Consider the following 25,674-nt stretch of genomic DNA (forward strand, 5'->3'; position numbering starts at 1 on the left):
GCCAGAGCGTCGGGGAACCGGCTCAGCGACGTTGCCGCGCGGCGAGGCGCCGGCGTTGCTCGTCGTTTTCCACCGGGATGGGTTGCATGCGCGGGGGCTCGATCAGGCCAAGGGCGACACCGAGTTGCCACGCCAGGTTTTGCAGCCAGAGTTTCATGACAGGCCCCTTGTCCAAGGGAAGGAGAATCGGGCGACCTGACAAGTCAGGTCGCCCTAGGAAAGAGTAGACCGGCGTCCCACTCTCCGCACGTTCCACTCCGTCCTTGGAAACAACTTTACTGCGGGAAACCGGCCCCGGACCCTGACCTGAATCAAGCCAACGCCGATTCCCGCCCTTGCAGGAGACCGATCCAGGCCTTCAGGTTGGCGCCGACCATGCCCTTGCGCCAGACCAGCCAGGTACTCGCCCGGGCGAACGGTTCGGCCAGCGCATGCACCGCCACCGACTCCCGCCCCGGCAGGCTTTGCAGCATCGACACCGGCATCAGCGCCACCCCGCCGCCGGCCACCACGCAGGCCAGCATGCTGTGGTAGGACTCGATCTCCATCACCCGGCCCATGCTCACCCGCGCGCTGGCGAACCAGGACTCCAGCAGCAGGCGATAGGAGCAGCGCGGGCGGAAGGCGATCACCGCGCTGCCGGCCACGTCCTCGGGACCGCGCACCGGCGGGTGGCCATTCTCGGTGACCAGCACCATGCGCTCCTCGAACATCGGCAGGCCCTCCAGGCCGTCGAAGTCCAGCGGGCCGTCCACCAGCACGGCATCCAGGCGCCCGCCCAGCAGCGACTCGACCAGCTCGCCGCTGGGCGCGGTCTGCAATTGCAGGTTCACCGCCGGATAGCGCCGGTGGTATTCCGCCAGGCGCGGCGGCAGATGGATCGCCGCGGTGCTGTACATCGAGCCGAGGGCGAAATCGCCCACCGGTTCGCCCCCCTGCACCGCCGCGCGCGCCTCCTCCTGCAGGGCGAACAGCCGCGCGGCGTAGTCCAGCAGGACCTTGCCGGCCGGCGACAGTTGCAGGCGCTGGCGTTCGCGGAGGAACAGGTCGACGCCAAGCTGTTCCTCCAGTTGCCGCAGGCGCGTCGACAGGTTCGACGGCACCCGGTGCAGGCGCTCGGCGGCGCGGGCGATGGAGCCCTCCTCGGCGACCGCCTGGAAGATCCTCAACTGGCCGAACTCCACGATCAATTCTCCAAAACAGAACAAGTAATTCACGATTATTCATTTTTACAGAATCGCCGCAAGGCCTAACCTGCTGCCATTCATCCCCCGGCAGGAATCCGCTCATGTCCCGTGATTTTCTTCGTTCGCCGCTGGTCGGCCTGCTCGCCTGCCTGCTGGCGCTGGTGGTCGCCATGGGGGTCGGGCGCTTCTCCCTGACCCCGCAACTGCCGCACCTGATCCGCGAAGGCCAGCTCGACCTGACCGGCGCCGGTCTGCTGGCCGCCGCCAACTACCTCGGCTACTTGGTCGGCGCGCTGGACGCGCTGTTCGCCCGCGAAGCGCGGCAGGCACGCTTGCGCCTGCTGGTCGGGCTATGGGCCTGCTTCGGCCTGACCCTGGCCTCGGTCTGGGCCGAGGGCTTCTGGCCGCACGCGCTGCTGCGCTTCGGTCTTGGCGTGGCCAGCGCCTGGGTCCTGATCATGGTCACCGCCCTCAGCCAGCGCCTCGCCGCGGAAAGCGGCCGGGCCCGGCTGGGCGCGCTGGTGTTCGCCGGCCCCGGCATCGGGGTGATGGTCACCGGCCTGCTGGCGGCATTGGGCAACGCCCTGGGCCAGGACTCGGTGTTCATCTGGAAGCTCTTCGCCGACCTCGCGCTGGTCCTGGTCCTCATGCTCCTGCCGCTGCTGCCGCGCCCGGCCGCACGCAGCGCCGGCCACGACGCGCCTGCCACGGCAGGCGAGAACGCCGGCCTCGTCCGCCTGACCTGGGCCTACGGACTGGTCGGCCTCGGCTACATCATCCCGGCCACCTTTCTCTCGCAGATGGCCGCGGCGCGTTTCCACGGGCAATGGCAGGCCGATCTGTTCTGGCCCTGCTTCGGCCTGGCCTCGGCTACCGGGGTGGTGCTGATCAGCCTGCGCCGGCAGCGCCCGGACGGGACCCGCCGCTGGCTGGTCGGCGCGCTCTGGCTACAGGCCCTCGGCGTGCTCGCCTGCCTGCTGCCAGGGATCGGCGGGCTGGCCCTGGGGGTAGTGCTGACCGGCCTGCCGTTCCTCGCCGGCATGCAACTGGTGATGCAATACGCCCGCGAACTGGCGCCGCATACGCCGCAGCGCAACGCCGGCCAACTGACCACCGGTTTCGCCCTCGGCCAGTTGCTCGGCCCGCTGCTGGCGGCGCTCAGCACGCATTTCGCCGGCGGCCTGCAACCGGCGCTGGCGCTCGCCGGGCTGGGCCTGGTCTTCGCCGGCCTGCTGTTGCGCCGGCCGCACTCGCTCAGCGTCGCAGCAGGCGTCGCAGCCACTGCTCGCCGCTGACCAGGGTGATGCCGGCGAGGACCAGCGCCGCGCCGGCGACGAAGTTCAGGCTGAGCGGCTCGCCCAGCAGCAATACACCGAAGGTGACGCCGAACAGGGGGGTCATGAAGGAGAAGATCGCCAGGTTGTTCGCCAGGTAGCGACGCAGTAGCCAGAACCAGCAGAAGTAGCTGGCGAACGACACCACCACGCCCTGGAACAGCACGCTGGCGGTGCTCACCGGGGTCCAGCGGACCTCGCCGAACTGGCCGCTGAAAAGAGCGATCAGCAATAACCCGGCGCATGCCACGAACAATTGGTAGAACAGCGTCAGGCTTGGCGGTGCCTCGGACAGCCGGGTGCCGCGCACTGCCACCGTGGTCGCGCCCCAGGACATCCCGGCGAGCAGGCCGAAAGCGTCGCCGAGCAGCATCCGCCCATCCATTTCCGCCCACGACAGGCCTCCGCCGAAGGCCACCGCTATGCCGCCGAAGCACACCGCCACGCCCAGCCACTGCAAGGGCCGCAGGCGTTCGCTGGGAAGCAGGAAGTGCAGCCCGAGGGCAGAGAAGATCGGCGCGGTATAGAGGAACACCGACATGTGCGAAGCCGTGGTGTATTGCAGGCCGAGGGCGATGAACAGGAACTCCAGGGCGAACAGCGTGCCGGTCAGCAGGCCGGCGCCCAGGGTGCCCTGGCGCAAGCCCTCCCAGCCGCCGCGCCAGCACATCAGCAGGCCGACCAGGGCGGCGGCGATGCCGGAACGGATGGCAGCCTGCATCACCGGCGCGATGTCCGTCGCCGCCCACTTGATGGTCACCTGCTGGATGCCCCAGATCACGCAGAGCAACAGCATCGTCTGGAAGGCGAAGGCATCGGCGGACTTACGCATGGCGGACTCACAGGCAGGCATGGAAGGAAGCGGCCGCCAGCGGCGACCGTCGGGCAGCGCCATTATGGACAAGCCGGCGCGCCCGGTCGAAGCCTGGAAGCGACCTCCAGCGGGCCGTGGGCGGCGGTTCCGGCCCGCTCGCCTGGCCTGCGGGGCGTGACGCATAGCGCCTGTGGCGCTATGCGTCCTGCGAACCCGCCATCTGGCCGCGGCCGCTCATTTGCCGGTCTTGATCTTGCTCCAGGTCCGCGTGCGCAGTCGCTCCAGCTTCGGCGGCAGCATCTCCACCGAATACAGCCTGGCCTGCACTTCTTCCGGCGGGTAGACGTTCGGGTTGTCGCGCAACTCCGCCGAGATCAAGCCGTCCGCCGCCTTGTTCGGGTTGGCGTAGGCCACGTAGTCGGAGATCGGCGCCACCACCTCCGGGCGCAGCAGATAGTCGAGGAAGGCGTGCGCCTGCTCGACGTTCTTCGCGTCGCGCGGGATCGCCAGCACGTCGAACCAGGCCGCGGCGCCCTCCTTCGGGATGCGGTACTCGATGCGTATGCCGTTCTTCGCTTCCCTGGCCCGGTTGGCCGCCTGCATCGCTCCGCCGGACCAGGCGATGGCCACGCAGACGTTGCCGTTGGCCAGGTCGCTGACGAACTTCGAGGAACTGAAGTAGGTGATGTACGGGCGCAGCTTCGCCAGGTGCTCCTCGGCTCGGCGGTAGTCTTCCGGTTGGTGGCTGTTGGGCGACAGGCCGAGATAGTGCAGCACCTCGGGGATCACCTCGGTGGGCGAGTCGAGGAAGGCCACGCCGCACTGTTGCAGCTTCGCCAGGTTCTCCGGCTTGAACACCAGGTCCCAGGAGTCCAGCGGCGCATCGTCGCCGAGCACCGCGCGGACCTTGTCGAGGTTGTAGGCGATGCCGTTGGTGCCCCACATGTAGGGCATCACGTAGCGGTTGCCGGGGTCCTTGCCGGCGAGCACCTTGAGCAGGGCCGGGTTGAGGTTCTTCCAGTTCGGCAGCTTGCTCTTGTCCAGCGGCTGGAACACCTCGGCCTTCAGGTAGTTAGGCAGGAAGCTGTCGCTGGGCACCACCAGGTCGTAGCCGGAATGCCCGGACAGCAGCTTGGCCTCGAGCACCTCGTTGCTGTCGTAGACGTCGTACTTCGGCGCGATGCCGGTCTGCGCCTGGAAGTTCTTCAAGGTGTCCGGGGCGATGTAGTCGAACCAGTTGTAGATCCGTACTTTCGGCGCGGCCTGAACCAGCCCGGCGGAAACGGCCAGCGCGAGGCCGGCCAGCAGCTTGCGAGTCGATTGCATGCTTCGCTCCTCAGCGGGCCGCGCCTTCGTAGCCCTGCAGCACGTTGACCGCGTTGATGCCGATGGCTTCCACCGCATAGCCGCCTTCCATGATGAACAGGGTCGGCAGGCCCAGCCGGGCGATGCGCTCGCCCATCCGCAGGTAGTCCGGCGAATCCAGCCTGAACTGGGAGATCGGGTCTTCCTTGTAGGTGTCCACGCCAAGGGAAATCACCAGGGCATCCGGGGCGTAGCCGGCGATCCGCACGCAGGCGTCGTCGAGCGCCGCCGACCAGAGGTCCCAGCCGCTGCCATGGGCCAGCGGATAGTTGTGGTTGCAGCCCTCGCCGGCGCCTTCGCCGCGCTCGTCTGCGTAGCCGAGGAAGTACGGGTATTCGACCCGCGGATCGCCATGGATCGAGGCGAACAGCACATCGTCGCGGCGGTAGAAGATATCCTGGGTGCCGTTGCCATGGTGATAGTCGACATCGAGGATCGCCACGCGCCGGGCACCCTGGTCGAGGAACGCCTGGGTGGCGATGGCGGCATTGTTGAGGAAGCAGTAGCCGCCCATGAAGTCGCCACCGGCGTGATGGCCCGGCGGACGGCAGAGGGCGAAGGCGCTGCGGGCGCCCTGGCGCATATGCTCCTGGGCGGTCAGCGCGACCTGGGCGGAGCTGTAGATGGCCTGCCAGGTGCCGGCGGTGATCGGCGCCTCGGTGTCGAAGCTGTAGTAGCCCAGCTCGCCCATCAGCGCCGTGGGGATCGGCCCGTCGCGGCGCAGGCGGCGGCCGGGGAAGGTGGTGGACACCAGGTCGCCGCTGTGGCCTTCGGCGGTCCAGCGGGCCCAGGCGCCCTGGAGGAAGTCCAGGTAGGCGGCGTCGTGGATGCGCAGCAGCGGCTCGCGGCCGAAATCCTTCGGCGCGATCACCTCGCCAAGGTTCTGCGACTTCACCCGGGCCAGCACGGTGTCGGCCCGGCTGGGCATTTCGAAACAGGGTTGCAGCTTGCCGTCGACCAGTTCCGACTGGCCGAAGTGCAGACGATGATCGTCGCTGTAGACGCTCAGCATGGAGAGACCTCGCAGGTTTCTTGTTCTTGGTGGAGGGATTCTGCCCAGCGCGCGGTCGCGGCAAAACGGCGGCGGCGGCCAAAAAGGGATCGATATGGCCAGAATCCATGTCCCTTTAGCGCCGCATGGCGATTATCGACGCGGGGAATTACTCGGTGCCCGCGCCGGTCCATACTGCTTGAGCCAGTCAGGATCGAAAGGGGGATTCGATGAGGCGCGCCAGCCTGCATATGTTGCTCTGCCAGTTCGCCATGGCCCTGGGCCTGCTCCTGAGCCTGGGCAGCGAGGCCTGGGCCGCCAGGCCGACTCCGCAGGCGGCCGTCGACCTGGAAGCGCCGGCCGCCCTGGCCGAGGACGCCAGCCTCGACCAGCTCAACGCGCAACTCGACCTGATCCGCCAGCGCGTCACCGCCGACGCCAGCGACGACCTCCTCGCCGAGTTGCGCCAGAGCGCGCTGCAAGTCCAGCGCCAGGCCGACGCCCTGCTCGCGCTGCGGGTGGCCGACATCGAGCGGCTCGACGATCAGTTGAAAGTGATCGGCCCGCCGCAGCCCGACGAGGCGGAAAGCCTCGCCGCCCAGCGCCAGGCCCTGACCCGGCAGAAGAACGCCCTGCTCGATGACGAACGCCAGGCCACCCAGCTCGGCCAGTCGTCCCGCGACCTGGCGGCACAGATCGTCAACCTGCGCCGCAGCCTGTTCAACTCGCAGATCAGCAGCCGCGCGGCGACACCGTTCAGCCCGAGCTTCTGGTCGACCCTGATCCGTCCCACCGACGACGACCTGCGCCGGCTGGACAAGCTGAAGGCGGAGGCCCTGGTCGCCTTCGACAGCGCCATCGCGCCCGGACACCGCTGGGCCTTCGCCGGAACCCTGCTGGCCACCGTGCTGGTCTGGAGCTTCGGCCGCCGCCTGCTGGAGCGCATGCTTACCTGGGCGATGATCCGCTGGCTGCCGGAAGGCCGCCTGCGGCGCAGCGCCCTGGCCCTGGCGGTCGGGCTGGCGACCATCCTGACCATCGTCGGCGCGGTGTCGCTGATGCGCTGGGGCCTGGAAAGCAACGCCAGCCTGAGCCCCGACATGGCCAGCCTGACCGATCAACTGGTGAGCCTGGCGACCTTCTGCGCCTTCATCGCCGGCCTCGGCCGCGCCCTGCTGATGCTGCCGCGACCATCCTGGCGGCTGCCGGCGATCCCGGACAGGATCGCCAGCGCCCTCGGCCCGTTCCCGGCGATCCTCGCGGTGGCGCTGATGCTGGTGGCCACCGAGGAACGGATCAACAGCGTCACCGGCACCAGCCTGGCCCTGACCGTCGCCCTCAACGGCCTGACCGCGCTGGTCACCGCGCTGATCTTCGCCGCCGCCCTGCTGCGCTACCACCATGTGCGGCGCAAGCACGACCTGGAGCGGCCAGGCGGGATCGCCGGGCTGATCCCCTTCGTCGCCTCGGTATGGATCGCGGCGATCCTCCTCGCCCTGTTCACCGGCTACCTCTCGCTGGCCTACTTCCTCACCGGCAAGCTGCTGTGGATCAGCGTGATCGCGGCCACCACCTACCTGCTGATCGCTTTCTTCGGCGACATCTGCGAAACCCTGCTCTCGCCCAAGCATCCCAGCGGCCTGGCGCTGGCCAATGCGCTCGGCCTGTCGCCGCGCCACCAGGCCCAGGCCAGCACGGTGCTGGCCGGGGTCGGCCGCACCCTGCTGCTGCTCACCGCGCTGCTGCTGGCCTTCCTTCCGGTCGGCTCGAGCCCCAGCGAACTGCTGCAGGGCTTCGCCCAACTGGGCGAAAGCAGCAAGACCCTGGGCAACCTGAACATCGTCCCGCAGGACATCCTGGTCGCCCTGCTGCTGTTCGTCGGCGGCCTGTTCGCCCTGCGCATCGTCAAGCGCTGGCTGAGCGAGCGGTTGCTGCCGGAAACCAACATGGACGCCGGCATGCGCGCCTCGCTGGTGACCCTGGTCGGCTACCTCGGCTTCGTGCTCCTGGCGATGCTGGTGATGTCCACCCTGCGCATCAACCTGACCAGCCTGACCTGGGTGGTCAGCGCCCTCTCGGTAGGCATCGGCTTCGGCCTGCAGGCCATCGTGCAGAACTTCATTTCCGGCCTGATCCTGCTGACCGAGCGGCCGGTGAAGGTCGGCGACTGGGTCAGCCTGGGCGGGGTGGAGGGCGATATCCGGCGGATCAACGTGCGCGCCACCGAGATCCAGATGGGCGACCGCTCCACGGTGATCGTGCCGAACTCGCAGTTCATCTCCCAGACCGTGCGCAACGTGACCATGGGCAATGCCCTCGGGGTGGTCGGGGTGAACCTGACCCTGCCGCTGGACACCGACGCGATGAAGGTCCGCGAACTGCTCCTGCAGGCCTTCGCCGAACACCCGGCGATCCTCGACGCACCGGCGCCCTCGGTGACGTTCAAGGATCTCGCCAGCAACGGCCTGGTGCTCAACGCCAGCGGCTTCGTCAACAGCCCGCGTTCGGTGGCCGGCGCGCGCAGCGACCTGCTCTTCACCATCCTCGACCGCTTGCGCAGCGAAGGCATCGCGCTGTCCTCGCCGCAGAGCCTGCTGATGATCCAGGATGGCGGCCCGGCCAACGCCGCGCCTGCGCCCGCGACGCCCGATTGAAGCGAAGGGGCGGACTGGCCGTCACGCAACGGGTAGAATCCGCCCCTTTTTCAACGCCGAACCGCCATGAATCGCGAAGCCCTCGATACCCTCCTCCAGCACCTTCTCGCCGCGCTGTCCCCGGCGCCGGCGGAGACCCGCCGTCTGTTCCATGGTCGCGGCCGCTGCTGGCCGGGCCTGGAACAATTGACCGCGGACTGGCTGCAGGGCGTCCTGCTGGTGACTCTGTTCAAGGAGCCGCAGCCGGAGGAACTGCAGGCCTTGCGCCGGACCCTGGAGCAACTGACCACGGCCCCGGCCTGGGCTGCGAGCCAGGGCCGGCACCTGGTCCTGCAGCACCGCTACCGCCCAGACAGCGCCTGCGAATGGCTTTCGGGCGAGCCGCTGGAAACCTGGGACATCGTGGAAAACGGACTGCGCTTCCGCCTCGACCTGGGGCGCAACCAGAACACCGGGCTGTTCCTCGACATGCGCCTGGGCCGCCGCTGGGTGCAGGAGCAGGCCGCCGGCCGCCGCGTGCTCAACCTGTTCGCCTACACCTGCGGCTTCTCGGTGGCGGCCATTGCCGGCGGCGCCAGCCAGGTGGTCAACCTGGACATGGCCCGCGGCCCGCTCAACCGCGGCCGCGACAATCACCGCCTGAACGGCCACGACCTCGGCCGGGTGAGCTTCCTCGGCCACGAACTGTTCAAGTCCTGGGGCAAGCTGCGCAAGCTCGGCCCGTACGACCTGGTGATCGTCGATCCGCCGAGCTTCCAGAAAGGCAGCTTCGTCCTGACCCAGGACTACCGCAGGATCCTCCGCCGCCTGCCGGAACTGCTGGTGCCCGGCGGCACCCTGCTGGCCTGTATCAATGACCCGGCCATCGGCCCCGACTTCCTCCTCGAGGAAACCGCCCGCGAGGCGCCGTCGCTGCACTTCGTCGAACGCCTGGAGAATCCGCCGGAGTTCCCCGATGTCGACCCCGCGGCGGGCCTCAAGGCGCTGCTGTTCCGCAACGCAGGCTGATCGACGCGCGGGCGGCGTGTCGCTAGGCTGTCGGCATGGACATGCCCGATGGCTTCATCCCCCTGCCGCCACGCGTCGAACCGCAGGCGGCCTTTCGCCCCCTGCTCGACGACCTGCGCCGAACCCTGGCCCGGCCTCCGTTCGAGCGGGCCGTGCACAGCGTCTACCTGTACGGCAGCGTCGCCCGCGGCGAGGCCATCACGGGGCGCTCCGACCTCGACCTGACCCTGGTCCTGCGCGACCCGCCCAGCCCCGAACTGGCCGCGCAACTGGAAACCGCGCGCCTGGCATTGCAGGCGCGCCACCCGGAAGTCAGCAAGATCGATTTCGATATCGGCCACCTGGACCAGGCCCGCGATCCGGCCAACCGCGATAGCTGGGGCTATTGGCTCAAGCACCGCTGCCGCTGCCTGTGGGGCGAAGACCTGGCCAGCGACCTGCCGCCCTTGCGTCCGGCGAAAGCCATCGCCCTGGCCCTCAACGGCGACTATGCGCAGGTGCTGGAAGACTATGCGCGACGCCTGGAAAGCGCGTCCTCGGAGGAGGAGCGCCGCCGCCTGCAACGAGAAGCGGCGAAGAAGCTGATCCGCTCCAGCGACATCCTTCGCGGGGAGACGGAGAGCGTCTGGCCGGAGACCCTGGAGCATTACCTGGCGCTGTTTCGCGCGCGGCACCCCGGACAGGCGCCGGCCCTGGAATATTTCAAGGCCGTGCTGGACGACCAGGTCACCGACCCGGCGGTGTTCATCGAGCGCCTGCGCGCATTCAGCGCCTGGATGCAGCGCCAGGCGTAGCCCGCCGAGACGGTCGTCCTCAGCGTCGGGCCAACAGGGCCGTGGCGCCCTGGGCCTTGCGCGTGTACCAGAGCACCCGGCTGACGCCACGGGTGATCGCCACGTAGGCCAGGCGCAGGCTTTCGTCCTCCATGGCCTGGTCGTAGCTGTTGCGGAAGAAACCCGATGCCGCGTACAGCGCGTTGCGCAACGGATGCTTCTCGCCCGGCAGGCAGTCGTCGACGACGATCGCCACTTCGGCCTGGAGGCCCTTGGCGCGATGGATGGTCATGCCCTTCACCGGCAGCGCGCGATCCAACTCCGCCTGGATCGCCTGCAACGGCTCGTTGCGCCGGCTCAGCAACAGCACCGCGGTGCGCTCGCTGCTCTCGCGAGCGGCGGCGTGCTCGCACTGGGCGCGGATTTCCGCCAGTAGCTTCGGCAGTTGCGCACGCAGGTCGAAACGCTGCACCAGCTTCACGCCATGGTCGCCCGGCTGGATCGGGCGGAACGCGCGGCAGGTCTTGTCCTGCTTGAAACGCACCCCGGCCAGCACCTTCTCGCCGTCGCGAATGATCGGTTCGACGGAGCGGTAGTTGGTTTCCAGCACCAGCAGCGCGCTCTTGCGTCCCCGCCCACGCGAGGGGAAGTGCCGGTCGAAGTCGATGAACAGCTCCGGCGAACTGCCGCGCCAGCCGTAGATCGACTGCCAGTCGTCGCCGATGGCCATCAGGCTCGGCGCGGTGCCCTGGGTCGCCAGGCGACGGTGCAACGCCTGTAGCCAGAGGACGATCTGCGGCGAGACATCCTGGAACTCGTCGATCAGCAGATGGGTGAACGGCGCCAGCGCCGTTTCCGCCAGGGCCCCGCCGGCCATCCGCTCGCCGAGCTGCTGGAACGCGGCGTCGAAGGTCATCAGGCCCTCCTCGCGCAACAGCGCCTGGAACCTCGCCCAGAACAGTGCCATGGCTTCGACGAAGATCTTCTCGCGCAACCCGCATTCCAGCTTGCCGCTGTCCAGGCGTTCGACGCGCAGGCCCAGGCTCTCGGCGAACCCGGCCTGGGCATGGAAGGCTTCGTACAGCGGCAGCGCCTGGAACTCGCCGGCCAGCTTGAACGGCTCCAGCGGCGCCTTCGGCTGCCGCCGCGCGCCCTCTTCCGGCTCCGCCGGCGGCGGCAGTTCCAGCAGCTTGTGGGTCTTGGCGCGGAACGCCGGGCTTTCCGCGTAGCACTGCTGGTAGGCCTGCTTCAGCAGGCGCTGCTGGGCCGGACGCAGGCGTCCGGCGGCAAGGGGGTTGTCCGGCTCGGCGGCGGGGTCGCGGTCGTCCAGTTGTTCGAACCAGCGCGGATTGCCGAGCACCTCGCGGGCCAGGCTGCCGAGCGCCGAATGGAAAGTGCGCACGCACTGCCGCGCCTGGGCCGCGTCGAACGGGTACTGCCAGTGCGCGAGCAGCCGCAGCAATTGTTCACGCAACTGCGCACAGGAGGCGTTGGTGAAGGAAATCACTGTCAGCCGCTGCGGCTCGACGCCCAGGTGGCAGAGCATGAACACCACCCGCAGGACCAGGGTGGTCGACTTGCCCGAGCCGGCACCGGCAAAGATCCGCGCCAGCGGCTGGCGGCAGAGGATCATCGCCCACTGTTCCTCGGACGGCGGGCGGACCACACCGAGCGTCACGGCCTGCGCCACCTGCTCGCGCATGGCGCGCTCCTGGGATTCGTCGACCTTCAGTGCGGCAGCCGGATAGATTCCCTGCGGCGCGCCCTGCGAGGCGGCAGCGGGCTTGCGTGGGGTCCCCCGAACGGCGCCCTTCGCAGGCTTGCCGGCGGCCTTGGCCGGAGCCTTCGCGGCGTTCTTCCTGGAGCGGGCCTTGGCCGGCTGCAACAAGGCTTCGCGAGCCTCGCGCTCGGCCTGCAGGTAGGCGGTGGTACGCGGGAAACAACGCGCCAGGGCGCTGGAGAGCATCGACTTGTAGCGCCGTACGGCAGACAGCATCGGGGACCGGTCCAGACAAAGCATGTGGCTGAATCATAAGTGTTTTCCGCCCTCGGCCGACAGTCGGACGCGGACCGCCCATCGCGCCAGGGCAACCCTTGCGCGACCGCGCCGGTCTACCCTTCGGGCCCTGCCGGCCTGCCAACTCAGCGAAAACAAGGAGCCTACCCATGAGCGATTGGGCAATCACCTACAGCAAGGACGAAGCCACCGAGCGCCAAGTCCTGCCGTTCCCCCACAAGCCGAGCCCCGAAGAGGTCGCCGAGCACCTGCTGGAATGGGCCGAGGCCAACCTCAAGCCGGGCCACTACAGCACCGGCAAGCTGGAAAGCGACGAGCCGGCGGAACTGCTGCTGCGCCGCTTCGGCATCGTCGTCACCGGCATCGCCGAAGCCTGATCCCTCCCGCGACCGGCAGACGCCGGTCGCTTCCGCCGATAAACGCCTGCTCCGCCAAGCCTACGAACGCGCCAGCCGCGTACCTGGGCCGCTGGGCCAAGCGACGGTTTTGCTCCGGCCACACGGCATCTCAGCGCTCGCCAAGGGCGGCGAGATAGGCGCAGAGCATATCGGCCAGGGCCTCAGCGTAACGCTCGATCTCCGCCTCGCTGCGCGGCTGTTCGGAGAACTGCTTGCCGACCGCGCCGAGGGTGGTGGTGAGCAAGTCGCCGGCCAGGCTGCGCTCGGCCTCGGCGACCTCCGGCAAGGCCTCCCGGAGAAACGCCTGGAACACCCGCGCGCCCTCCGCCTTCACCTCCCGCGCCTCGTCGGCGTCGCGATACAGCGGCGCCGCGTCGCTCAGCGCCACGCGTATCGCCGCCTCTTCGCACTCCGAGCGCACGAATGCCAGCACCAGCCGGCGCAAGCGCTCCAGCGGCGGCCGGGTGGTGTCCTCGAGGATCTCGCCGAGCAGACGCGTGGTGCGCCGCCACTCGTCGCTTTGCAGGCGGAAGAGGATCGCCGCCTTGTTCGGGAAATACTGGTACAGCGAACCGATGCTCACCCCGGCGCGCTCCGCCACCCGCGCGGTGGTGAAACGTTGCGCGCCTTCGCTGGCCAGAACCTGAACAGCCGCCTCCAGGATGCTCGCCACCAACTCACTGGAACGGGCCTGCTGCGGCTGCTTGCGCGAGGAAATACGCGGGTTTCGCTTGTCGCTCATGGAAGGCTCCGGAATGCGAATGGCGGAATGCGATGAATCCGTCGCATTCTAGGTCCACGCACTTACGCGCTCAAACATTCCCGGAGCCATCCATGAATACCCTCACCAACGCCCCGCTCGCCGATCTCCTGCAACGCCTGTTCGCCGAAGCCGAAGCCAGCGCACCGGGCGACAGTCCCGCCCTCGCCGACCTCTCGGAGGCCGAACTGAAGCGCCTCATGGGCAGCAAGACCGAATACCGCGAGTTCTACGGTCGCCTGAAGGACCTGGCGCTGCCCGTCTCCCGCGAAACCGGCTGCCTGCTCTACATGCTGGCGCGCAGCAGCTCGGCGCGCAGCATCGTCGAGTTCGGCACGTCCTTCGGCCTGTCCACCCTGCACCTCGCCGCAGCGCTGCGGGACAACGGCGGTGGCCGCCTGATCGGCAGCGAGTTCGAACCCTCCAAGGCCGAGCGGGCACGGCGCAACCTGGCCGCCGGGGGGCTGCTCGACCTGGTGGAACTGCGCGAGGGCGACGCCCTGCAAACCCTCGCCAAGGACCTGCCGGACAGCATCGACCTGGTCCTGCTGGACGGCGCCAAGGCGCTCTACCCGGAGGTCCTCGCCCTGCTGGAAAGCCGCCTGCGCCCCGGCGCGCTGGTGATCGCCGACAACGCCGAGCATAGTCCCGAGTACCTGGCCCATGTCCGCTCGCCGGCCAACGGCTACCTGTCGACGCCCTTCGCCGAGGATGTCGAGCTGTCCATGCGCCTGGGCTGAAGCCTAGCGACTGACGGCGTCTCGCGGGTTTGCTAGGGTCTGGCTCATGCCGCCCGGACAGCTCGAAGGAGACCCGCATGACCCGTGACCGACTCGCCGAGCGCTACCGCGCCTACATCGACTGCCTGAACCGCCAGGACTGGGCGCGCCTGGGCGACTTCGTCCATGACCGGGTGCGCTACAACGACGTGCAGATCGGACTCGACGGCTACCTGCGGATGCTCGAAGGCGACTTCCTGGCAATCCCCGACCTGCGCTTCGAGATCGAACGCCTGCTCGTCGATCCGCCGGGCGTCGCCTGCCGCCTGCACTTCGACTGCACACCCAGCGGCCGGCTGTTCGGCATCCCGGTCAACGGCCAGCGGGTACGCTTCGCCGAGAACGTCTTCTACGAATTCGAAGACGAGCGCATCGCCGGCGTCTGGTCGGTGATCGACAAGGCGGCGGTCGCCGCGCAGGTTCAGGTGGCGCCGCCGTCGTCCTGAGGCGCCAGGGCACTGCGGGCCGACCATCTACCAGGTATCCACGAACGGCCGCTTGCGCCCCGCCCTCGGCGCCGGTTCTCCGGCGACGGCCAGGCCGCGCAGGAGCCAGGCGCGGGTCTCCGCCGGGTCGATCACCGCGTCGATCTCCAGGTAGCTGGCCATGTTCAGCGCCTTGCCGTTGCGGTAGGCCTTGTCCACCATGCCGCGGAACAGCGCCTCGCGCCGCTGGGGGTCTTCCTCGGCCGCCAGCTCCTTGGCGAAGCCCAGCCGCACCGCGCCTTCCAGGCCCATGGCGCCGAACTCGCCGCTGGGCCAGGCGACGGTGAACAGCGGCGAATGGAAGCTGCCCGCCGCCATGGCCTGGGCTCCCAGTCCGTAGCCCTTGCGCAGGACCACGGTGAAGAACGGCACCGTCAGGCTGGCGGCGCTGACGAACATCCGCGAGACGTGGCGCACCGTGGCCTGTTTTTCCGCCTCCGGGCCGACCATGAAGCCAGGGGTGTCGCAGAGCGAGACGATCGGGATGTCGAAGGCGTCGCACAACTGCATGAAGCGCGCGGCCTTGTCGCCAGCCGCGGCATCGATGGCGCCGCCGAGATGGCCAGGGTTGTTGGCGATCAGGCCGAACGCCCGGCCCTCGATGCGCAGCAGCGCGGTGACCAGGCCGGGAGCGAACTGGCGCCGCAGTTCCAGCACGCTGCCCCGGTCGGCCAGGACCTCGATCGCCTGGCGGATGTCGTAGGCACGCAGGCGGTTCTCCGGCACCAGGTGGCGCAACTCGCGCTGGTCGGCGCAACTCCAGTCGGGCAGCGGGCCCTGGAAATAGCCGAGATAGCGCCTGGCCACCGCGACCGCTTCGGCCTCGTCCTCCACCAGTACGTCGATCACTCCGTTGGGCCCCTGCACGCCCGTCGGACCGACCTCCTCGGCGGCGAAACGGCCCAGGCCGCCGCCCTCGATCATCGCCGGGCCGGCCATGCCGATGGTGGCGTCGCGGGTGGCGATGATCACATCGCAGCAGCCCAGCAACGCGGCATTGCCGGCGAAGCAGCGACCGGAGACCACTCCCACCAGCGGCACCAGCCCGGAGAGCCGGGCCATGCCGACGAAGGTATGGCAATCGAGGCCGGCGACGCCGACGAAATCGGTATCGCCCGGGCGCCCGCCGCCGCCCTCGGCGAACAGCACCAGCGGCAAGCGCCACTGTTCGGCCAGGCCGAGCAGGCGGTCGGTCTTCTTGTGGTTCATCACCCCCTGGGTGCCGGCGAACACCGTGTAGTCGTAGGCCAGTACCAGGCAACGCGCGGCCTGCACGCCGAAGCTGGCCGCCCCCACCGTACCGGTGCCGGCGACCAGGCCATCGGCGGGGCTCAGCTCCAGCAACTCCTCGGCGGAGCGCCGGCGACGCTGGGCGGCCAGGGCGAAACCGCCATATTCGCTGAAGCTGCCCTCGTCCAGCAGGTCGAGCACGTTCTCCCGCGCGGTACGCTGTCCGGTCTTGCGCCGCCTGGCCAGCGCCTGCGGACGACGCTCGTCGCCCAGCGCTGCCTGGCGCTCGAGTACCTCGGCGAGATCGGCGCGGATATGCGCCAGGTCCAGCGCCTGTTCGGTCGGTGCCTGCTCGTCGTCATCCTCCGTCGGTTCGAGGAACAGCAGCGTCGCGCCCTCCTCCAGAGGCTCCCCGAGGCTCGCCGCGAGTCGCCGGACGATACCGCCGCCGGGTGCCTTGACCTCGAATTCCATCTTCATCGCTTCCAGGATCGCGACCCGCTGGCCGGCACGCACCCGTTCGCCCTCGGCCACTTCCAGGGCCACCAGCACCCCGCTGCTCGGCGCAGACAGCGGCAGGCTGCCGAGTGGCGCCTCGACCCGCGCAGGCGCGGCGTCCTCGGCGAGCGGGCACTCGGCGCGGAGCCGCGGATGGCTCGCCGGGATAGGCGCCAGCAGTGTCTCCAGGTGGCTTTCGACGAAGCGGGTGTCGACCCGGTTGGCCTGTACCGCCGGATGCAGCAGAAGGTTGCGCAGCAGATCCAGGTTGCTCGCCACGCCCTCCAGGCGGAATTCGCAGAGCGCCCGGTAGGCCCGGCGCAACGCGGCGGGATAATCCGCACCACGCACGACCAGCTTGGCCAGCAGCGAATCGTAGCTGGGGCTGACCCGATAGCCGGCATAGCCGTAGCCGTCCACCCGCAGGCCGGGACCGCTGGGCGGTTCGTAGGCGCCGATAGTGCCCACCGCCGGACGGGCGCTGCCGTCGGCCGCCAGGGTCTCCAGGTTGATCCGCAGTTGCACCGCGCAGCCGCCGATCGCCGGCGGTCGCTCCAGGCCGAGGGCGGCAAGCTCCATGCCGGCGGCGAGACGCAACTGGGCGTGCAGCAGGTCGACCCCGGTGACTTCCTCGGTGACGGTGTGCTCCACCTGGATGCGCGGATTGGCTTCCATGAAATAGAAGCGCCCGGGGCGCTCGTCGTCGACCAGGAACTCGAAGGTACCGATCCCCCGATAGCGCACCGCGCCGGCCATGCGCAGGGCGCAATCGATCAGCGCCTCACGAGTGGCCTCCGGCAGGTCCGGGCTGGGGGCGATCTCCAGCAGCTTCTGCTGGCGCCGTTGCAGGCTGCAATCGCGCTCCCAGAGGTGGCTGACCGCACCGCTGCCGTCGCCGAGCACCTGCACCTCGATGTGCCGCGCCCGCGCTACCCGTTGCTCGACGTATAACTCGTCCCGGCCGAACGCCGCCTGCGCCTCGGCACGGCAGCGGCGGTAGGCATCGGCCAGTTGCGCAACCTCCTCCACCGCGCGCATGCCACGTCCGCCGCCGCCGGCAAGGGCCTTGAGCATCACCGCGGCGCCATCGCCCAGCCCTTCCAGGAACGCCTCGGCCTCTTCGACGCTGACCGCACGGTTGATCCCGGCCACCAGCGGCACCTCCAGGCGCTCGGCCAGGGCGCGCGCGGCAGCCTTGTCGCCGAACAGGTCGAGCACTTCCGCTTGCGGCCCGACGAAGTGGATGCCCGCGCGCTGGCAGCGACGGGCGAATTCGCCGTTCTCGGCGAGGAAACCGTAGCCCGGATGGATCGCCTCGCAGCCCTGCTCCAGGGCCAGCGCGACCAGCCGATCCATGTCGAGATAGGCCGCCACGCCACGGCCGGCCAGCGGCAGCGCGACATCGGCCTTGCGCACGTGCAGGGACGCGGCATCGTCTTCCGCGAACACCGCCACCGAGCGGATACCCAGGTCGGCGCAGGCGCGGGCGATGCGAATGGCGATCTCGCCGCGGTTGGCGATCAGCAAGGCGTTGAAGGGAGCGGTCACGGCAGGTTCTCCGGGGAGCGGGTCAGGCGGCCGGCGAAAGGAGCTGGCCCGGCGGCGCGTTGGTCATCGTCGCAGGCATCTTAGGCAGCCGAAGGAAGCGGCAGAACTGAGGCTTATTCATCGAAATCCATGAAGCCTATGCATGGTTCTATCGGCGAGCATGCCTGCTAGGCTGGCGCCTTCCCCAGACAGGCGCGCGCAAACATGAATCAGCCACATGAATGGTCGCCCCTCAGCCGTTTCGATCTGAACCTGTTCCGGGTCTTCGAAGTGGTCTATCGAGAACGCAACCTGACCCGCGCGGCGGGCCTCCTGCATCTCAGCCAGTCGGCCGTCAGCCACGCCCTGGCGCGCCTGCGCGACCAGCTCGGCGACCCGCTGTTCGTCCGCCAGGGGCGCGGGGTTGCGCCGACGCCGCTGGCCGAGCGACTGGCGCCGGGCATCCATGACGCCCTCGCCGGCCTGCACCGCAGCATGAATCGCTGCCAGACGTTCGACCCTCGGCGCGACGCGCGGACCTTCCAACTGAACATGCCGGAGCAACTGGAGCCGCTGGTGCTCCCGGCGATCCTCGCCCACCTGCGCCAGGCCGCGCCGCGCATCGAGATACGCTGCAACAGCCTGCACTGGGCGGACCTGAAGGCGGAACTGGGCGCCGGACGCATCGACCTCGCCATCGAGATCGCCCGGCCCACCGACGCCGCCCTGCGCCGCCAGCACCTGCTCGACGACAGCCTGTGCGTGATGGCCGGGCCGGGCTTCGCCGGCGACCTGAGTGCGGAGGAGTACCTGGCGGCGGACCATGTCGCGGTGACCTCGCGGCGACGCGGCATCTGCATCGAAGACCTGGCCCTCGGCCACCTCGGCCTGGCCCGCCAGGTGCGCCAGCGCTGCCAGCACTACCTGTCGGCGGCGTTGCTGGTGGCCCAGGGCGGCTACCTGCTGACCCTGACCCGAGGCTACGCCGAACTGATCAACCGCGGCCTGGGCAACCGCCTGCTGCCGATGCCGCTGGCCCTGCCAGCGGTGACTCTGAATCTCTACTGGTCGCGCCAGGCCGACGACGAAGCCGGCAGCCTCTGGCTGCGCGGCGAACTGGCGGAGCTGGCGACGCGCCTGCGCTGAGCGCGGGCGCTGCGACTAGGGCTTCGCCGCCTTGGCGCGGGCCTTCTGCAGCCACTGCCCGGCCTTCGCCGAACACTCCGTGACATAGGTCGTATCGATCGCGCAGCGCTCCCCGGTGGCCTTGAGCAGGTAGGCGGCATCGGCTACCTCGTAGTCGGTGTGCCGGCGCGGCGTACCGTTCGCCTGGGATTCGCGTTCGTCCTCGCGGATGTCGCAGTACAGCGCATTGCTGCGGGCGAACAGTTCGAGGCACTCGGCATCCTTGCCCAGCAATGGGTTGGCGCTGTCCTCGGCGGACTTGGAGCAGCCGCCGAGCAGCAGGCAGGCGCAGGCGATCGTGGCAAGCGGGCTACGCATGTGTCCGTTTCCTTGGCCATGGAGAGTGCGCCATTAAAACAGCCCCGGCGCCTCGGCGCATCCGCCATCGCCTCAGAGCCGCTCCCGCGCGGCAAGCCGTGCCCAGCCAGCCATTTCTCCCAGCGGCAGATGGCGGCCGAGCGGCTAGCCTGTCCGATGGTCCTCGGCCTGGAGATGCCCCACAAGCCACGCCTGCTGCGCTTCTTCACCGCGCTTCAAACCGATGCCCTGAAAGACGGGCGTCGCCAGCACGTGTCGGTATTGCGCGAACGTCGCTACAACGCGCGCCTGCCCATGTGGCTTGGAACAGGTCCCAGGCAAAAAGCCGAGGGGAGGCGGATATGGATAGAGCTCTCGATAGGGTTTGTTTGACTCCGCTCTATCCAAGCGTATCGATATCCAGATCGAACACCGCTCCAGGGGCATGGCCGCCTACCAGGGTAGCGATCGCGCGCTCATTGCTGTCGGCATCCGGCGGGGCCATCGCGAGTTGTTCATGCGAGCGATTGAACGAGTGCGCCAGCCAGCGCTCCAGGCTCACCGCCAGCGCCTCGGGCCGCTCGGCAACCCGGCCGTAGACCTTGGCCTCGCTGACACGCTCGACGCTCAATGCTTTCAGTCGCACAGCGGTCTGTTGCAACCTGCCGATTTCAGCGCGCAATGGCCCCATTATCTGTTGTTCCCTGGCAGAACCGTAGGCCACAGCCTCCTTTTCCCGCAACTGCGCCTTGAAGTCCTGCAGCGCTTCCCCGACCCGCTCATACTCGGTCGGAGTCACCACGGTGCGGCCTTCCTCCAAGGCCTCTTGCGCACGGCGCAAGGAAGCCCAGCAATGCGGAATGTAGCTGGCGACCATCTTGTGATCGGCATTATCCAGCATCTGCCGCAGCAGCCCGCCTCGCTCCGGCAAGCCATTCCTTGCAGCCAGTGCCTTGGCGCAAACCGCCGCGCCGCCGCGCTCGGTAATGCTTTCGCAGCCGGGCGTCCACAGGATCGCGGACTTGTGGCCATCGGCAAACGACACGGGCATGAAATGACGCAGTTTGCCGTGGTGCGTGTAAGGCTCGCCGACGATGTTGACGGGACTCAGGAGCACCACCGCCCCTCCGATGGCGGGGTTGAAGAGCATCAGCAGGACGCCCGCCCCCGACATGCGCCAGGACGTTTTCATCCAGGCCGCCGGGACACTGGGCACCGGATCGTTCTGGTTGACCATGCGGTGATGTACCAGAGGCCTGGCGTTTTCCACGAAGGTCTTGTCGCCTACGCGCGGGCTGCCGTAGGTGTAGAGCACGATGTCATATTTTTCTGGTTGTTGCCGCAACATCTCGGCGACCAGCAAAGCCACCGCGCCACCAAGGCTATGGCCGGTGATCACCAGCTTCTGCCCGCTGTAGAACTTATCCAGGTAGGTTGCAAAGAACTTGATGGCCACCTTGGCCGACTCGTAAACGCCGTTGTGTACCTTGCCTCTGGTTTCCTCGAACGGCGTCTGCGCAGCATCCACATCGCGCAGAACGTCAGCCATACTCGCGGTGCCGCGTACCACCAGCAGGATCAGCTCATCGTTGTGGGTGACATAGGCTTGCGTATCGGTACTCCCCCGTTTTTTGGCATCGTTCAGGTAATGGAGCCTGGCCGGATGTTCCTGATCCGCCCCGAGTTCGGGGCTGTTCACTTCGGGGTATAGCTCGGGGTCGAACGGTATGACCTCCAGGCGCCTGGAGTAGGCCACTTCTTCATACAGGGGGTAGTAAGCCTTCCCGCCGGCCTGAGTTGCGTCCACTTGCCACAGCTCATCGGACCTGGCCAGGGCATCGCCGAACCAGTTGCCGACGCTGGGTTGCGCCGGAAAGCTCACGGCGTCGGTTTCCACCGGTTGCGTATCGGGTTCCTGGCCAAACGGGCTATAGCTCAGGGTCGACATCAGCGCCAACTGGTACAGGTTGAGGTAGCAGAACGCTTCGCCCGTGGACAGGAGCGGACTCAGCGCCCGCAAGGGGCGCACCTCCAGCACATGGTGCCGGTTCGGCAACAGCGCGATACCGCGAACCCGGGGAGGCCTGGGAGCAAATCCCAACTCCGCCATGGCGGCCGAGGGACGGCGCATCAGCGCATGCACCTGGTGCCGAGGCGGAAAGTACCGGAGCGCCAGGGGCGGAAGATGGGCCCGGTGCTCCACCAGTTCGCTCACCTCGACCTGGCAGAAAGAATCGGCCTGGCCTTGGGCGGGGTTGGACCGGGTGCGGGCGCCGTCAGGGTTTACAAAGCGGGTCTTCTCGGCACGTACTTGCAGCTCAGTGATGGGGAGCGGGTAATGTGGCCTCTTTTGTAAAAACGTGTAGCTCTTCTCACTCCCTTGATAGGCTTGAGCGAGCTTAAGAACCACCGGCCCGCAATAGTGCCGATTGACTCGGCCTGTCCCTGTTTCGTCCAGAACACCAAGGTAGACAACCTCCTCAGAATCGCTGACTTCATAAGCCAGGCCGGCATAGGGCCTGCCATCCCCCCGCTCATCCACCAGTTGAAAACTGGTCGAGTGGGTGCGTCGCGGGCAGGCATGGATACGTTCACTGAAGAACGGCTTTTCCCACTCCTCCATCGGCCCAGGGGTCATGGGGTCACCGCCTTGTTTTCCGTACAACCGGGATAGAGGGTGCAGTTGCGTCCATCCGGCATTCTGAAGGAGCTGAAGTCCTTATAGTTTCCATAGCAAAATGCGTATTGATCTTCAAAGTTATCACCCAAGCAGCGTTTCCACCCTCCAGGTACCTTGACCCACGTGTCGCCGATAGCTGGCAGCTCTTCGTCAGCCAGCTTGATCCTCAACCTCACCGTCTTGCCGGGCAGTTGGTCCAGGGTGTAAGCCACGAAAGGTTTCGCTTTGCGCCGTACACCCGTCTCATCCATCCTTTTGCAATCGAGGAGCTTTCTCAGAACACGGGTCTTCCCGGCTGTACGAAACAGCCACTGGCATTGCCCGGCAAACTCGCTTTCCCCGGCCGCATTGAAAGTGCCTTTTTTCACCTCGACCAGCTTGTCTCGTACGACGATCAGGGCCGAGTCACGCCCGAAATCCCTCCAACTCTTGCCATACCAGCCATAGATATAGAAATCGATGTTTTGCAGTACCAAAGGGCAGCCACTGACCGTACGACGTAATAATATCTTCGAATCCCGTTCATATTTTTCCCGACCCGAGTTGTAGCCAACTTGGGTATCCTTTCCCCCCGGCACCGTGCAGGTTTCACCTTTGGCCGGCACATAAGTTGCCGTGGCTTCGTAAGTGAACTCAGGTGGCAGGTCCGCCGTAACGGTAAAACTGTTGGACGTGCCCAGGGCAGTGCAGCCCTGGGCCAGCGCAAGGCAACTGGCAAGGGTCATGTTTTTAAGGGTGCAGTTCATACGGGGGCGTCTCCTTGCCAGAACCGCACCTCCTGATACACACGCTCGAAATGCGTCGTGGGGGTTTCGTCAGGCAGGGGTGACCAGGACCTGGGCAGAGCGTGATCCGATGCGAACAGGCGTTGAAGCAGTAGAAAGCGGATCTGTTCAGGCGCCCGCCAGCCCCATGTGCGGGCCAGTTCCAACTGCGCCCGAAGCCAGGCGTCGGCATCCCGCTGCCCGGCCAATTCCGCAAACGGCTCCGTCCACTCGGCAATCAGGTAGCGCCAGGCGTTGTCGAACTGAATACCTGCCGCCGTCTCCGAAGCCGTGGGGACAACGAGCCACGCCGGTTCGGCCGGCACGGGATGGTCGCCAGGGGCAGGGTTGTCGGCATGGAGCCATCGCCCGGCCAGCCAGTAGCACGCGCTGGAGATCGGTCCAAGGAACGCCGGGCGCTGCTCCGGCTGCAGGTGTGCCAGGGCGCGACCCAGCACGCGACTGTCGTGAAAGCGATAAAGCGCCTGGTTCGGCCGCTCGCCCGTTACCAGGCGAGTGCGCCAATGCCGGGCCAGCGACTCCAGATCACTGCTCACGCTGCTGGCCAGCCAGCCCCAATGACGTTCGGGCGACTTGAGCAACGCCTGAATGACCGGATGGTCCAGCGCATCGAGCCGGAATAGGTAGGGACCTATCGCCGCCAGCGAACTGGCGGGCGTACCGCTATACAGATTGCCGTACTGATGGGGTTCGCGCCCTTCGAGCAAGGCATCGCGCTCGTCGAGCTGGCCATCGGAGTCCAGTACCAGGTACAGGTATCGGCCCAGCTCGCCTTGTTTCTGCAGCCATTGTTCGGCCGTGGTCATGCGGCACCTCCAACACGGCACAGTCCATCGCGACAGATTTCGCAGAGCGGGCAGAAGTCCGCGGCGCGTTGCCTGGCGGCAGCCACGAGAGGCAGCGAATTGGCGACGACGGTCTGTGCTGCTTCGGCCAGAGCCTGGAGTGCCTGCTGCGGTGCGATGCCGGCCATCGGGGCTCCGCCCTGCACGATCGGCACGCTGCTGAAAATCCCTGCGGAGTTGATGACGATATGCTGTCCACCGGCCTTGAGTGTCAGGTTCACGCCGGCATCGACCAGCACATTGGTGGCGGTGACACGGGCCTGTGATCCGGCCTGCACGACCCAGGTACCGTCCACGGCGATGCTGCCGGCGCCGCTGATGGAAAGCAGTTCGTTGCCGCCGATCCGGGTGTGGCGCTCACCCTGGGTGGTATGCAGCTCATCGCCCTTGATCAGGCTGGAACTGTTCATGTTCACCTGCTCAAAGCGGTCGTTTTCGACCAGGCTGCGGCTGTCCCGGCTTATCCGTTCGTGACGGTCATTGCCGATGCTGGTGTGACTGTCGTTGAGGATCAGTTGCTCGATATCACGCTGCGCGCGCAGGAAGATCTTTTCCTGGCCTGCCCGGTCTTCGATCGAAAGTTCGTTGTAGCCGCCGCTGTTCGGCGTACTTCGGCTACGCAATACGGTTCTGCTTTTGTTCGCCGGCAGCGCGTAGGGCACAGGCGTGGTCTTGTTCGGCACGACACCGGTAATCAGCGGGCGGTCCGGGTTGCCTTCGAGGAAGCTCACCACCACTTCCATGCCAATGCGCGGAATGGTCACCGCGCCGAAACGCTCGCCTGCCCAACTGGAAGCAACCCGCAGCCAGCAACTGCTTTTGTCGCTTCCCAGTTCCCGTCTGTCCCAATGCAGCTCGACCTTCACCCGCCCGTATTCATCACAGAAGATCTCCTCGCCGGCCGGACCGGTGACCCGAGCGGTCTGGCACCCCGGCAGGGGTCGGCGCGTCAGCAGCGGCGGCCGGAAAAACACATCCCATGGAATGGCGGTGAAGGTATTGCGATAACCCTGGGTGAAGCCGTCTTCTGCCTGGCTATCCCCGGTCACGGACTCTTCGAGTGACTGGGGTTGCCGACCAGAGTGCGTGACGCTCAGCAACAACCACAGTTCGTTGCATGTCTTGCGCGGATGTTCGGTCAGCTTGAAGAAGTGACCGCTGCGCAACGTCGGCTGATCGCTCTGGCCTTCGGCCAACTGGTAATCGACACGATGCCGTTCCAGAGCCTGTCTGGCCAACACCTGTCCACGCTCCAGCGTAGTGATCGGCGAAGGATAACGATAGTCCTCGAGGGCCGGCTCGAACTCCGCGGTGAACTGGCTTTCCAGCAACAGGCTTGGCCGCTTCAGGTCGTAGTCGCGGCGAGTCACCTTGCTGGTGCGGGAACTGAAACGCTGGGAAAACCGATTGACCACCGGATGATCGGCGACCGTCCCAGTATCCTGGCGGTATGGCGTACATCCCAGCAAGGGGAACCAGGCCTGGTCCTCGGTGAACACCAGCAGGTGATTATCCGCTGAATGCTGGTGGTGCCAAGCGATGCCGTCCTCGGCACACAGCCGCTGGATGAAATCGAAATCGCTTTCACCGTACTGGGTGCAGTATTCGCGTTCCGGGCTGGAGTGGACATTGAAGACGTAGACATCAGGCTGGATACCATGGCCTGCCAGCACCTGTGCGATGATCTGCGGTACTGTCAGGTGCTGGAAAATGCGCTGGTTGAAGCTGAACTGCAGGTAGTGCAATACCGGCACCAGGGTCAGGTGATAGCGCGCCAGGCGCCTACCGGCTTCGCCCACGTACACGTCTTCGATATGCCCATGGATCCCTTCGCCGCTCAGGCCGAACTGGAGAAATGCCGGTTGACCGAGCAAACCCTCCAGGTCGAAATCGGGGTTCTCGCTGACCAGTTCGATACGGACGGCATACAGGGTGCTGATGGCTTCGGTGCCATCGAAAGCCAGTACCTTGAAGTCGTTGCGTACGGAGGGGATCGATAGCGCAAAGTGCGCACTATTGGCTGGCGCGAACATTTTGCTTTTCCTTAAGCTGGACAGCGCAC

The 25,674-nt window shown here is 67.2% G+C and carries 21 protein-coding genes; 8 read left to right on the forward strand and 13 right to left on the reverse strand.

Going from position 1 to position 25,674, the window contains the following annotated elements; all coding sequences use genetic code 11:
• Positions 1-22: 22 nt before the first annotated feature.
• Together ACI766_RS19160 and ptrR are read right to left on the reverse strand one after the other, a co-directional pair.
• On the reverse strand, positions 23-157 hold the full coding sequence (locus ACI766_RS19160; protein ID WP_003087006.1) for a PA1414 family protein: 135 nt from the start codon (positions 155-157) through the stop codon (positions 23-25).
• Positions 158-311: 154 nt separating this feature from the next.
• Positions 312-1,184, reverse strand: coding sequence for a putrescine utilization regulator PtrR (ptrR, locus tag ACI766_RS19165; protein ID WP_003087005.1), 873 nt, complete (start codon positions 1,182-1,184; stop codon positions 312-314).
• Between the two features lie 104 nt (positions 1,185-1,288).
• On the opposite strand from ptrR, the gene ACI766_RS19170 reads away from it, so the two are divergent.
• A complete protein-coding gene (locus tag ACI766_RS19170; protein WP_058137306.1) occupies positions 1,289-2,482 on the forward strand; it encodes an MFS transporter in 1,194 nt (397 codons plus the stop codon).
• Here the strand turns inward: ACI766_RS19170 and ACI766_RS19175 are convergent.
• From ACI766_RS19175 to aphA, 3 genes are all read right to left on the reverse strand, one after another.
• Entirely contained in the window at positions 2,442-3,353 is a 912-nt protein-coding gene (locus ACI766_RS19175; RefSeq protein WP_003082945.1) for a DMT family transporter, read from the reverse strand. The two genes, ACI766_RS19170 and ACI766_RS19175, sit on opposite strands and share 41 nt — an antisense overlap.
• Positions 3,354-3,569: 216 nt before the next feature.
• On the reverse strand, positions 3,570-4,661 hold the full coding sequence (locus tag ACI766_RS19180; protein ID WP_023127979.1) for an extracellular solute-binding protein: 1,092 nt from the start codon (positions 4,659-4,661) through the stop codon (positions 3,570-3,572).
• A 10-nt stretch (positions 4,662-4,671) separates the two neighbouring features.
• Complete coding sequence (gene aphA / locus ACI766_RS19185) at positions 4,672-5,712, reverse strand: acetylpolyamine amidohydrolase AphA (protein WP_003105417.1); 1,041 nt, start codon at positions 5,710-5,712, stop codon at positions 4,672-4,674.
• Positions 5,713-5,921: 209 nt separating this feature from the next.
• Here aphA and ACI766_RS19190 point away from each other — a divergent pair, with 209 nt between their 5' ends.
• From ACI766_RS19190 to ACI766_RS19200, 3 genes are all read left to right on the forward strand, one after another.
• A complete protein-coding gene (locus tag ACI766_RS19190; protein WP_023127978.1) occupies positions 5,922-8,345 on the forward strand; it encodes a DUF3772 domain-containing protein in 2,424 nt (807 codons plus the stop codon).
• A 66-nt stretch (positions 8,346-8,411) separates the two neighbouring features.
• Positions 8,412-9,353: a class I SAM-dependent methyltransferase gene (locus ACI766_RS19195; protein WP_023088978.1), complete on the forward strand. Its 942-nt coding sequence runs from the start codon at positions 8,412-8,414 to the stop codon at positions 9,351-9,353.
• A 35-nt stretch (positions 9,354-9,388) separates the two neighbouring features.
• Positions 9,389-10,147 (forward strand): nucleotidyltransferase domain-containing protein, encoded by a 759-nt coding sequence (locus tag ACI766_RS19200; protein WP_003122959.1) that lies wholly within the window; start codon positions 9,389-9,391, stop codon positions 10,145-10,147.
• 19 nt (positions 10,148-10,166) lie between these two features.
• Here the strand turns inward: ACI766_RS19200 and ACI766_RS19205 are convergent, their stop codons facing one another.
• Complete coding sequence (locus ACI766_RS19205; protein WP_010895565.1) at positions 10,167-11,759, reverse strand: UvrD-helicase domain-containing protein; 1,593 nt, start codon at positions 11,757-11,759, stop codon at positions 10,167-10,169.
• A 533-nt stretch (positions 11,760-12,292) separates the two neighbouring features.
• Between ACI766_RS19205 and ACI766_RS19210 the strand changes: the two genes are divergently transcribed.
• Positions 12,293-12,520 carry a hypothetical protein gene (locus ACI766_RS19210; RefSeq protein WP_003082927.1) on the forward strand — a complete coding sequence of 76 codons (228 nt, stop codon included), beginning with the start codon at positions 12,293-12,295 and terminating at the stop codon, positions 12,518-12,520.
• A gap of 130 nt (positions 12,521-12,650) precedes the next feature.
• On the opposite strand, the gene ACI766_RS19215 is transcribed toward ACI766_RS19210, so the two are convergent.
• The gene (locus ACI766_RS19215; protein ID WP_003112419.1) at positions 12,651-13,283 is read right to left on the reverse strand and encodes a TetR family transcriptional regulator; all 633 of its coding nucleotides are present in this window, start codon (positions 13,281-13,283) and stop codon (positions 12,651-12,653) included.
• 92 nt (positions 13,284-13,375) lie between these two features.
• Here ACI766_RS19215 and ACI766_RS19220 point away from each other — a divergent pair, with 92 nt between their 5' ends.
• Together ACI766_RS19220 and ACI766_RS19225 are read left to right on the forward strand one after the other, a co-directional pair.
• Complete coding sequence (locus ACI766_RS19220) at positions 13,376-14,041, forward strand: O-methyltransferase (RefSeq protein WP_003082920.1); 666 nt, start codon at positions 13,376-13,378, stop codon at positions 14,039-14,041.
• A 77-nt stretch (positions 14,042-14,118) separates the two neighbouring features.
• The gene (locus tag ACI766_RS19225; protein ID WP_003112418.1) at positions 14,119-14,526 is read left to right on the forward strand and encodes an ester cyclase; all 408 of its coding nucleotides are present in this window, start codon (positions 14,119-14,121) and stop codon (positions 14,524-14,526) included.
• A 27-nt stretch (positions 14,527-14,553) separates the two neighbouring features.
• Here ACI766_RS19225 and ACI766_RS19230 read toward each other — a convergent pair whose 3' ends face one another.
• The gene (locus tag ACI766_RS19230; protein ID WP_033936191.1) at positions 14,554-17,841 is read right to left on the reverse strand and encodes a pyruvate carboxylase; all 3,288 of its coding nucleotides are present in this window, start codon (positions 17,839-17,841) and stop codon (positions 14,554-14,556) included.
• Between the two features lie 204 nt (positions 17,842-18,045).
• Here ACI766_RS19230 and ACI766_RS19235 point away from each other — a divergent pair, with 204 nt between their 5' ends.
• Complete coding sequence (locus ACI766_RS19235; protein ID WP_016851841.1) at positions 18,046-18,966, forward strand: LysR family transcriptional regulator; 921 nt, start codon at positions 18,046-18,048, stop codon at positions 18,964-18,966.
• A gap of 15 nt (positions 18,967-18,981) precedes the next feature.
• On the opposite strand, the gene ACI766_RS19240 is transcribed toward ACI766_RS19235, so the two are convergent.
• The 5 genes from ACI766_RS19240 to ACI766_RS19260 all read right to left on the reverse strand — a co-directional run bounded on the left by ACI766_RS19240 (position 18,982) and on the right by ACI766_RS19260 (position 25,645).
• The gene (locus ACI766_RS19240; protein ID WP_003082903.1) at positions 18,982-19,323 is read right to left on the reverse strand and encodes a hypothetical protein; all 342 of its coding nucleotides are present in this window, start codon (positions 19,321-19,323) and stop codon (positions 18,982-18,984) included.
• Between the two features lie 379 nt (positions 19,324-19,702).
• On the reverse strand, positions 19,703-21,940 hold the full coding sequence (locus tag ACI766_RS19245; protein ID WP_076938993.1) for a lipase family protein: 2,238 nt from the start codon (positions 21,938-21,940) through the stop codon (positions 19,703-19,705).
• A complete protein-coding gene (locus ACI766_RS19250; RefSeq protein WP_076938994.1) occupies positions 21,937-22,728 on the reverse strand; it encodes a hypothetical protein in 792 nt (263 codons plus the stop codon). Before ACI766_RS19250 ends, ACI766_RS19245 begins: the two co-directional genes overlap by 4 nt.
• Entirely contained in the window at positions 22,725-23,573 is an 849-nt protein-coding gene (locus tag ACI766_RS19255) for a DUF4123 domain-containing protein (protein WP_076938995.1), read from the reverse strand. Before ACI766_RS19255 ends, ACI766_RS19250 begins: the two co-directional genes overlap by 4 nt.
• The gene (locus ACI766_RS19260) at positions 23,570-25,645 is read right to left on the reverse strand and encodes a type VI secretion system tip protein VgrG (protein ID WP_023104221.1); all 2,076 of its coding nucleotides are present in this window, start codon (positions 25,643-25,645) and stop codon (positions 23,570-23,572) included. Before ACI766_RS19260 ends, ACI766_RS19255 begins: the two co-directional genes overlap by 4 nt.
• Between the last annotated feature and the right edge of the window lie 29 nt (positions 25,646-25,674).

This window comes from Pseudomonas sp. DL (assembly GCF_047199225.1).
GTDB classification, from domain to species: Bacteria; Pseudomonadota; Gammaproteobacteria; order Pseudomonadales; family Pseudomonadaceae; genus Pseudomonas; species Pseudomonas aeruginosa.

Bases quoted from the DNA above. Each gene is read 5' to 3' on its own strand.
- ACI766_RS19160 (WP_003087006.1), bottom strand. From the start codon at position 157: ATGAAACTCTGGCTGCAAAACCTGGCGTGGCAACTCGGTGTCGCCCTT.
- ACI766_RS19170 (WP_058137306.1), top strand. From the start codon at position 1,289: ATGTCCCGTGATTTTCTTCGTTCGCCGCTGGTCGGCCTGCTCGCCTGC.
- ACI766_RS19175 (WP_003082945.1), bottom strand. From the start codon at position 3,353: ATGCGTAAGTCCGCCGATGCCTTCGCCTTCCAGACGATGCTGTTGCTC.
- ACI766_RS19180 (WP_023127979.1), bottom strand. From the start codon at position 4,661: ATGCAATCGACTCGCAAGCTGCTGGCCGGCCTCGCGCTGGCCGTTTCC.
- aphA (WP_003105417.1), bottom strand. From the start codon at position 5,712: ATGCTGAGCGTCTACAGCGACGATCATCGTCTGCACTTCGGCCAGTCG.
- ACI766_RS19190 (WP_023127978.1), top strand. From the start codon at position 5,922: ATGAGGCGCGCCAGCCTGCATATGTTGCTCTGCCAGTTCGCCATGGCC.
- ACI766_RS19195 (WP_023088978.1), top strand. From the start codon at position 8,412: ATGAATCGCGAAGCCCTCGATACCCTCCTCCAGCACCTTCTCGCCGCG.
- ACI766_RS19200 (WP_003122959.1), top strand. From the start codon at position 9,389: ATGGACATGCCCGATGGCTTCATCCCCCTGCCGCCACGCGTCGAACCG.
- ACI766_RS19205 (WP_010895565.1), bottom strand. From the start codon at position 11,759: ATGATCCTCTGCCGCCAGCCGCTGGCGCGGATCTTTGCCGGTGCCGGC.
- ACI766_RS19210 (WP_003082927.1), top strand. From the start codon at position 12,293: ATGAGCGATTGGGCAATCACCTACAGCAAGGACGAAGCCACCGAGCGC.
- ACI766_RS19215 (WP_003112419.1), bottom strand. From the start codon at position 13,283: ATGAGCGACAAGCGAAACCCGCGTATTTCCTCGCGCAAGCAGCCGCAG.
- ACI766_RS19220 (WP_003082920.1), top strand. From the start codon at position 13,376: ATGAATACCCTCACCAACGCCCCGCTCGCCGATCTCCTGCAACGCCTG.
- ACI766_RS19225 (WP_003112418.1), top strand. From the start codon at position 14,119: ATGACCCGTGACCGACTCGCCGAGCGCTACCGCGCCTACATCGACTGC.
- ACI766_RS19235 (WP_016851841.1), top strand. From the start codon at position 18,046: ATGAATCAGCCACATGAATGGTCGCCCCTCAGCCGTTTCGATCTGAAC.
- ACI766_RS19240 (WP_003082903.1), bottom strand. From the start codon at position 19,323: ATGCGTAGCCCGCTTGCCACGATCGCCTGCGCCTGCCTGCTGCTCGGC.
- ACI766_RS19245 (WP_076938993.1), bottom strand. From the start codon at position 21,940: ATGACCCCTGGGCCGATGGAGGAGTGGGAAAAGCCGTTCTTCAGTGAA.
- ACI766_RS19250 (WP_076938994.1), bottom strand. From the start codon at position 22,728: ATGAACTGCACCCTTAAAAACATGACCCTTGCCAGTTGCCTTGCGCTG.
- ACI766_RS19255 (WP_076938995.1), bottom strand. From the start codon at position 23,573: ATGACCACGGCCGAACAATGGCTGCAGAAACAAGGCGAGCTGGGCCGA.
- ACI766_RS19260 (WP_023104221.1), bottom strand. From the start codon at position 25,645: ATGTTCGCGCCAGCCAATAGTGCGCACTTTGCGCTATCGATCCCCTCC.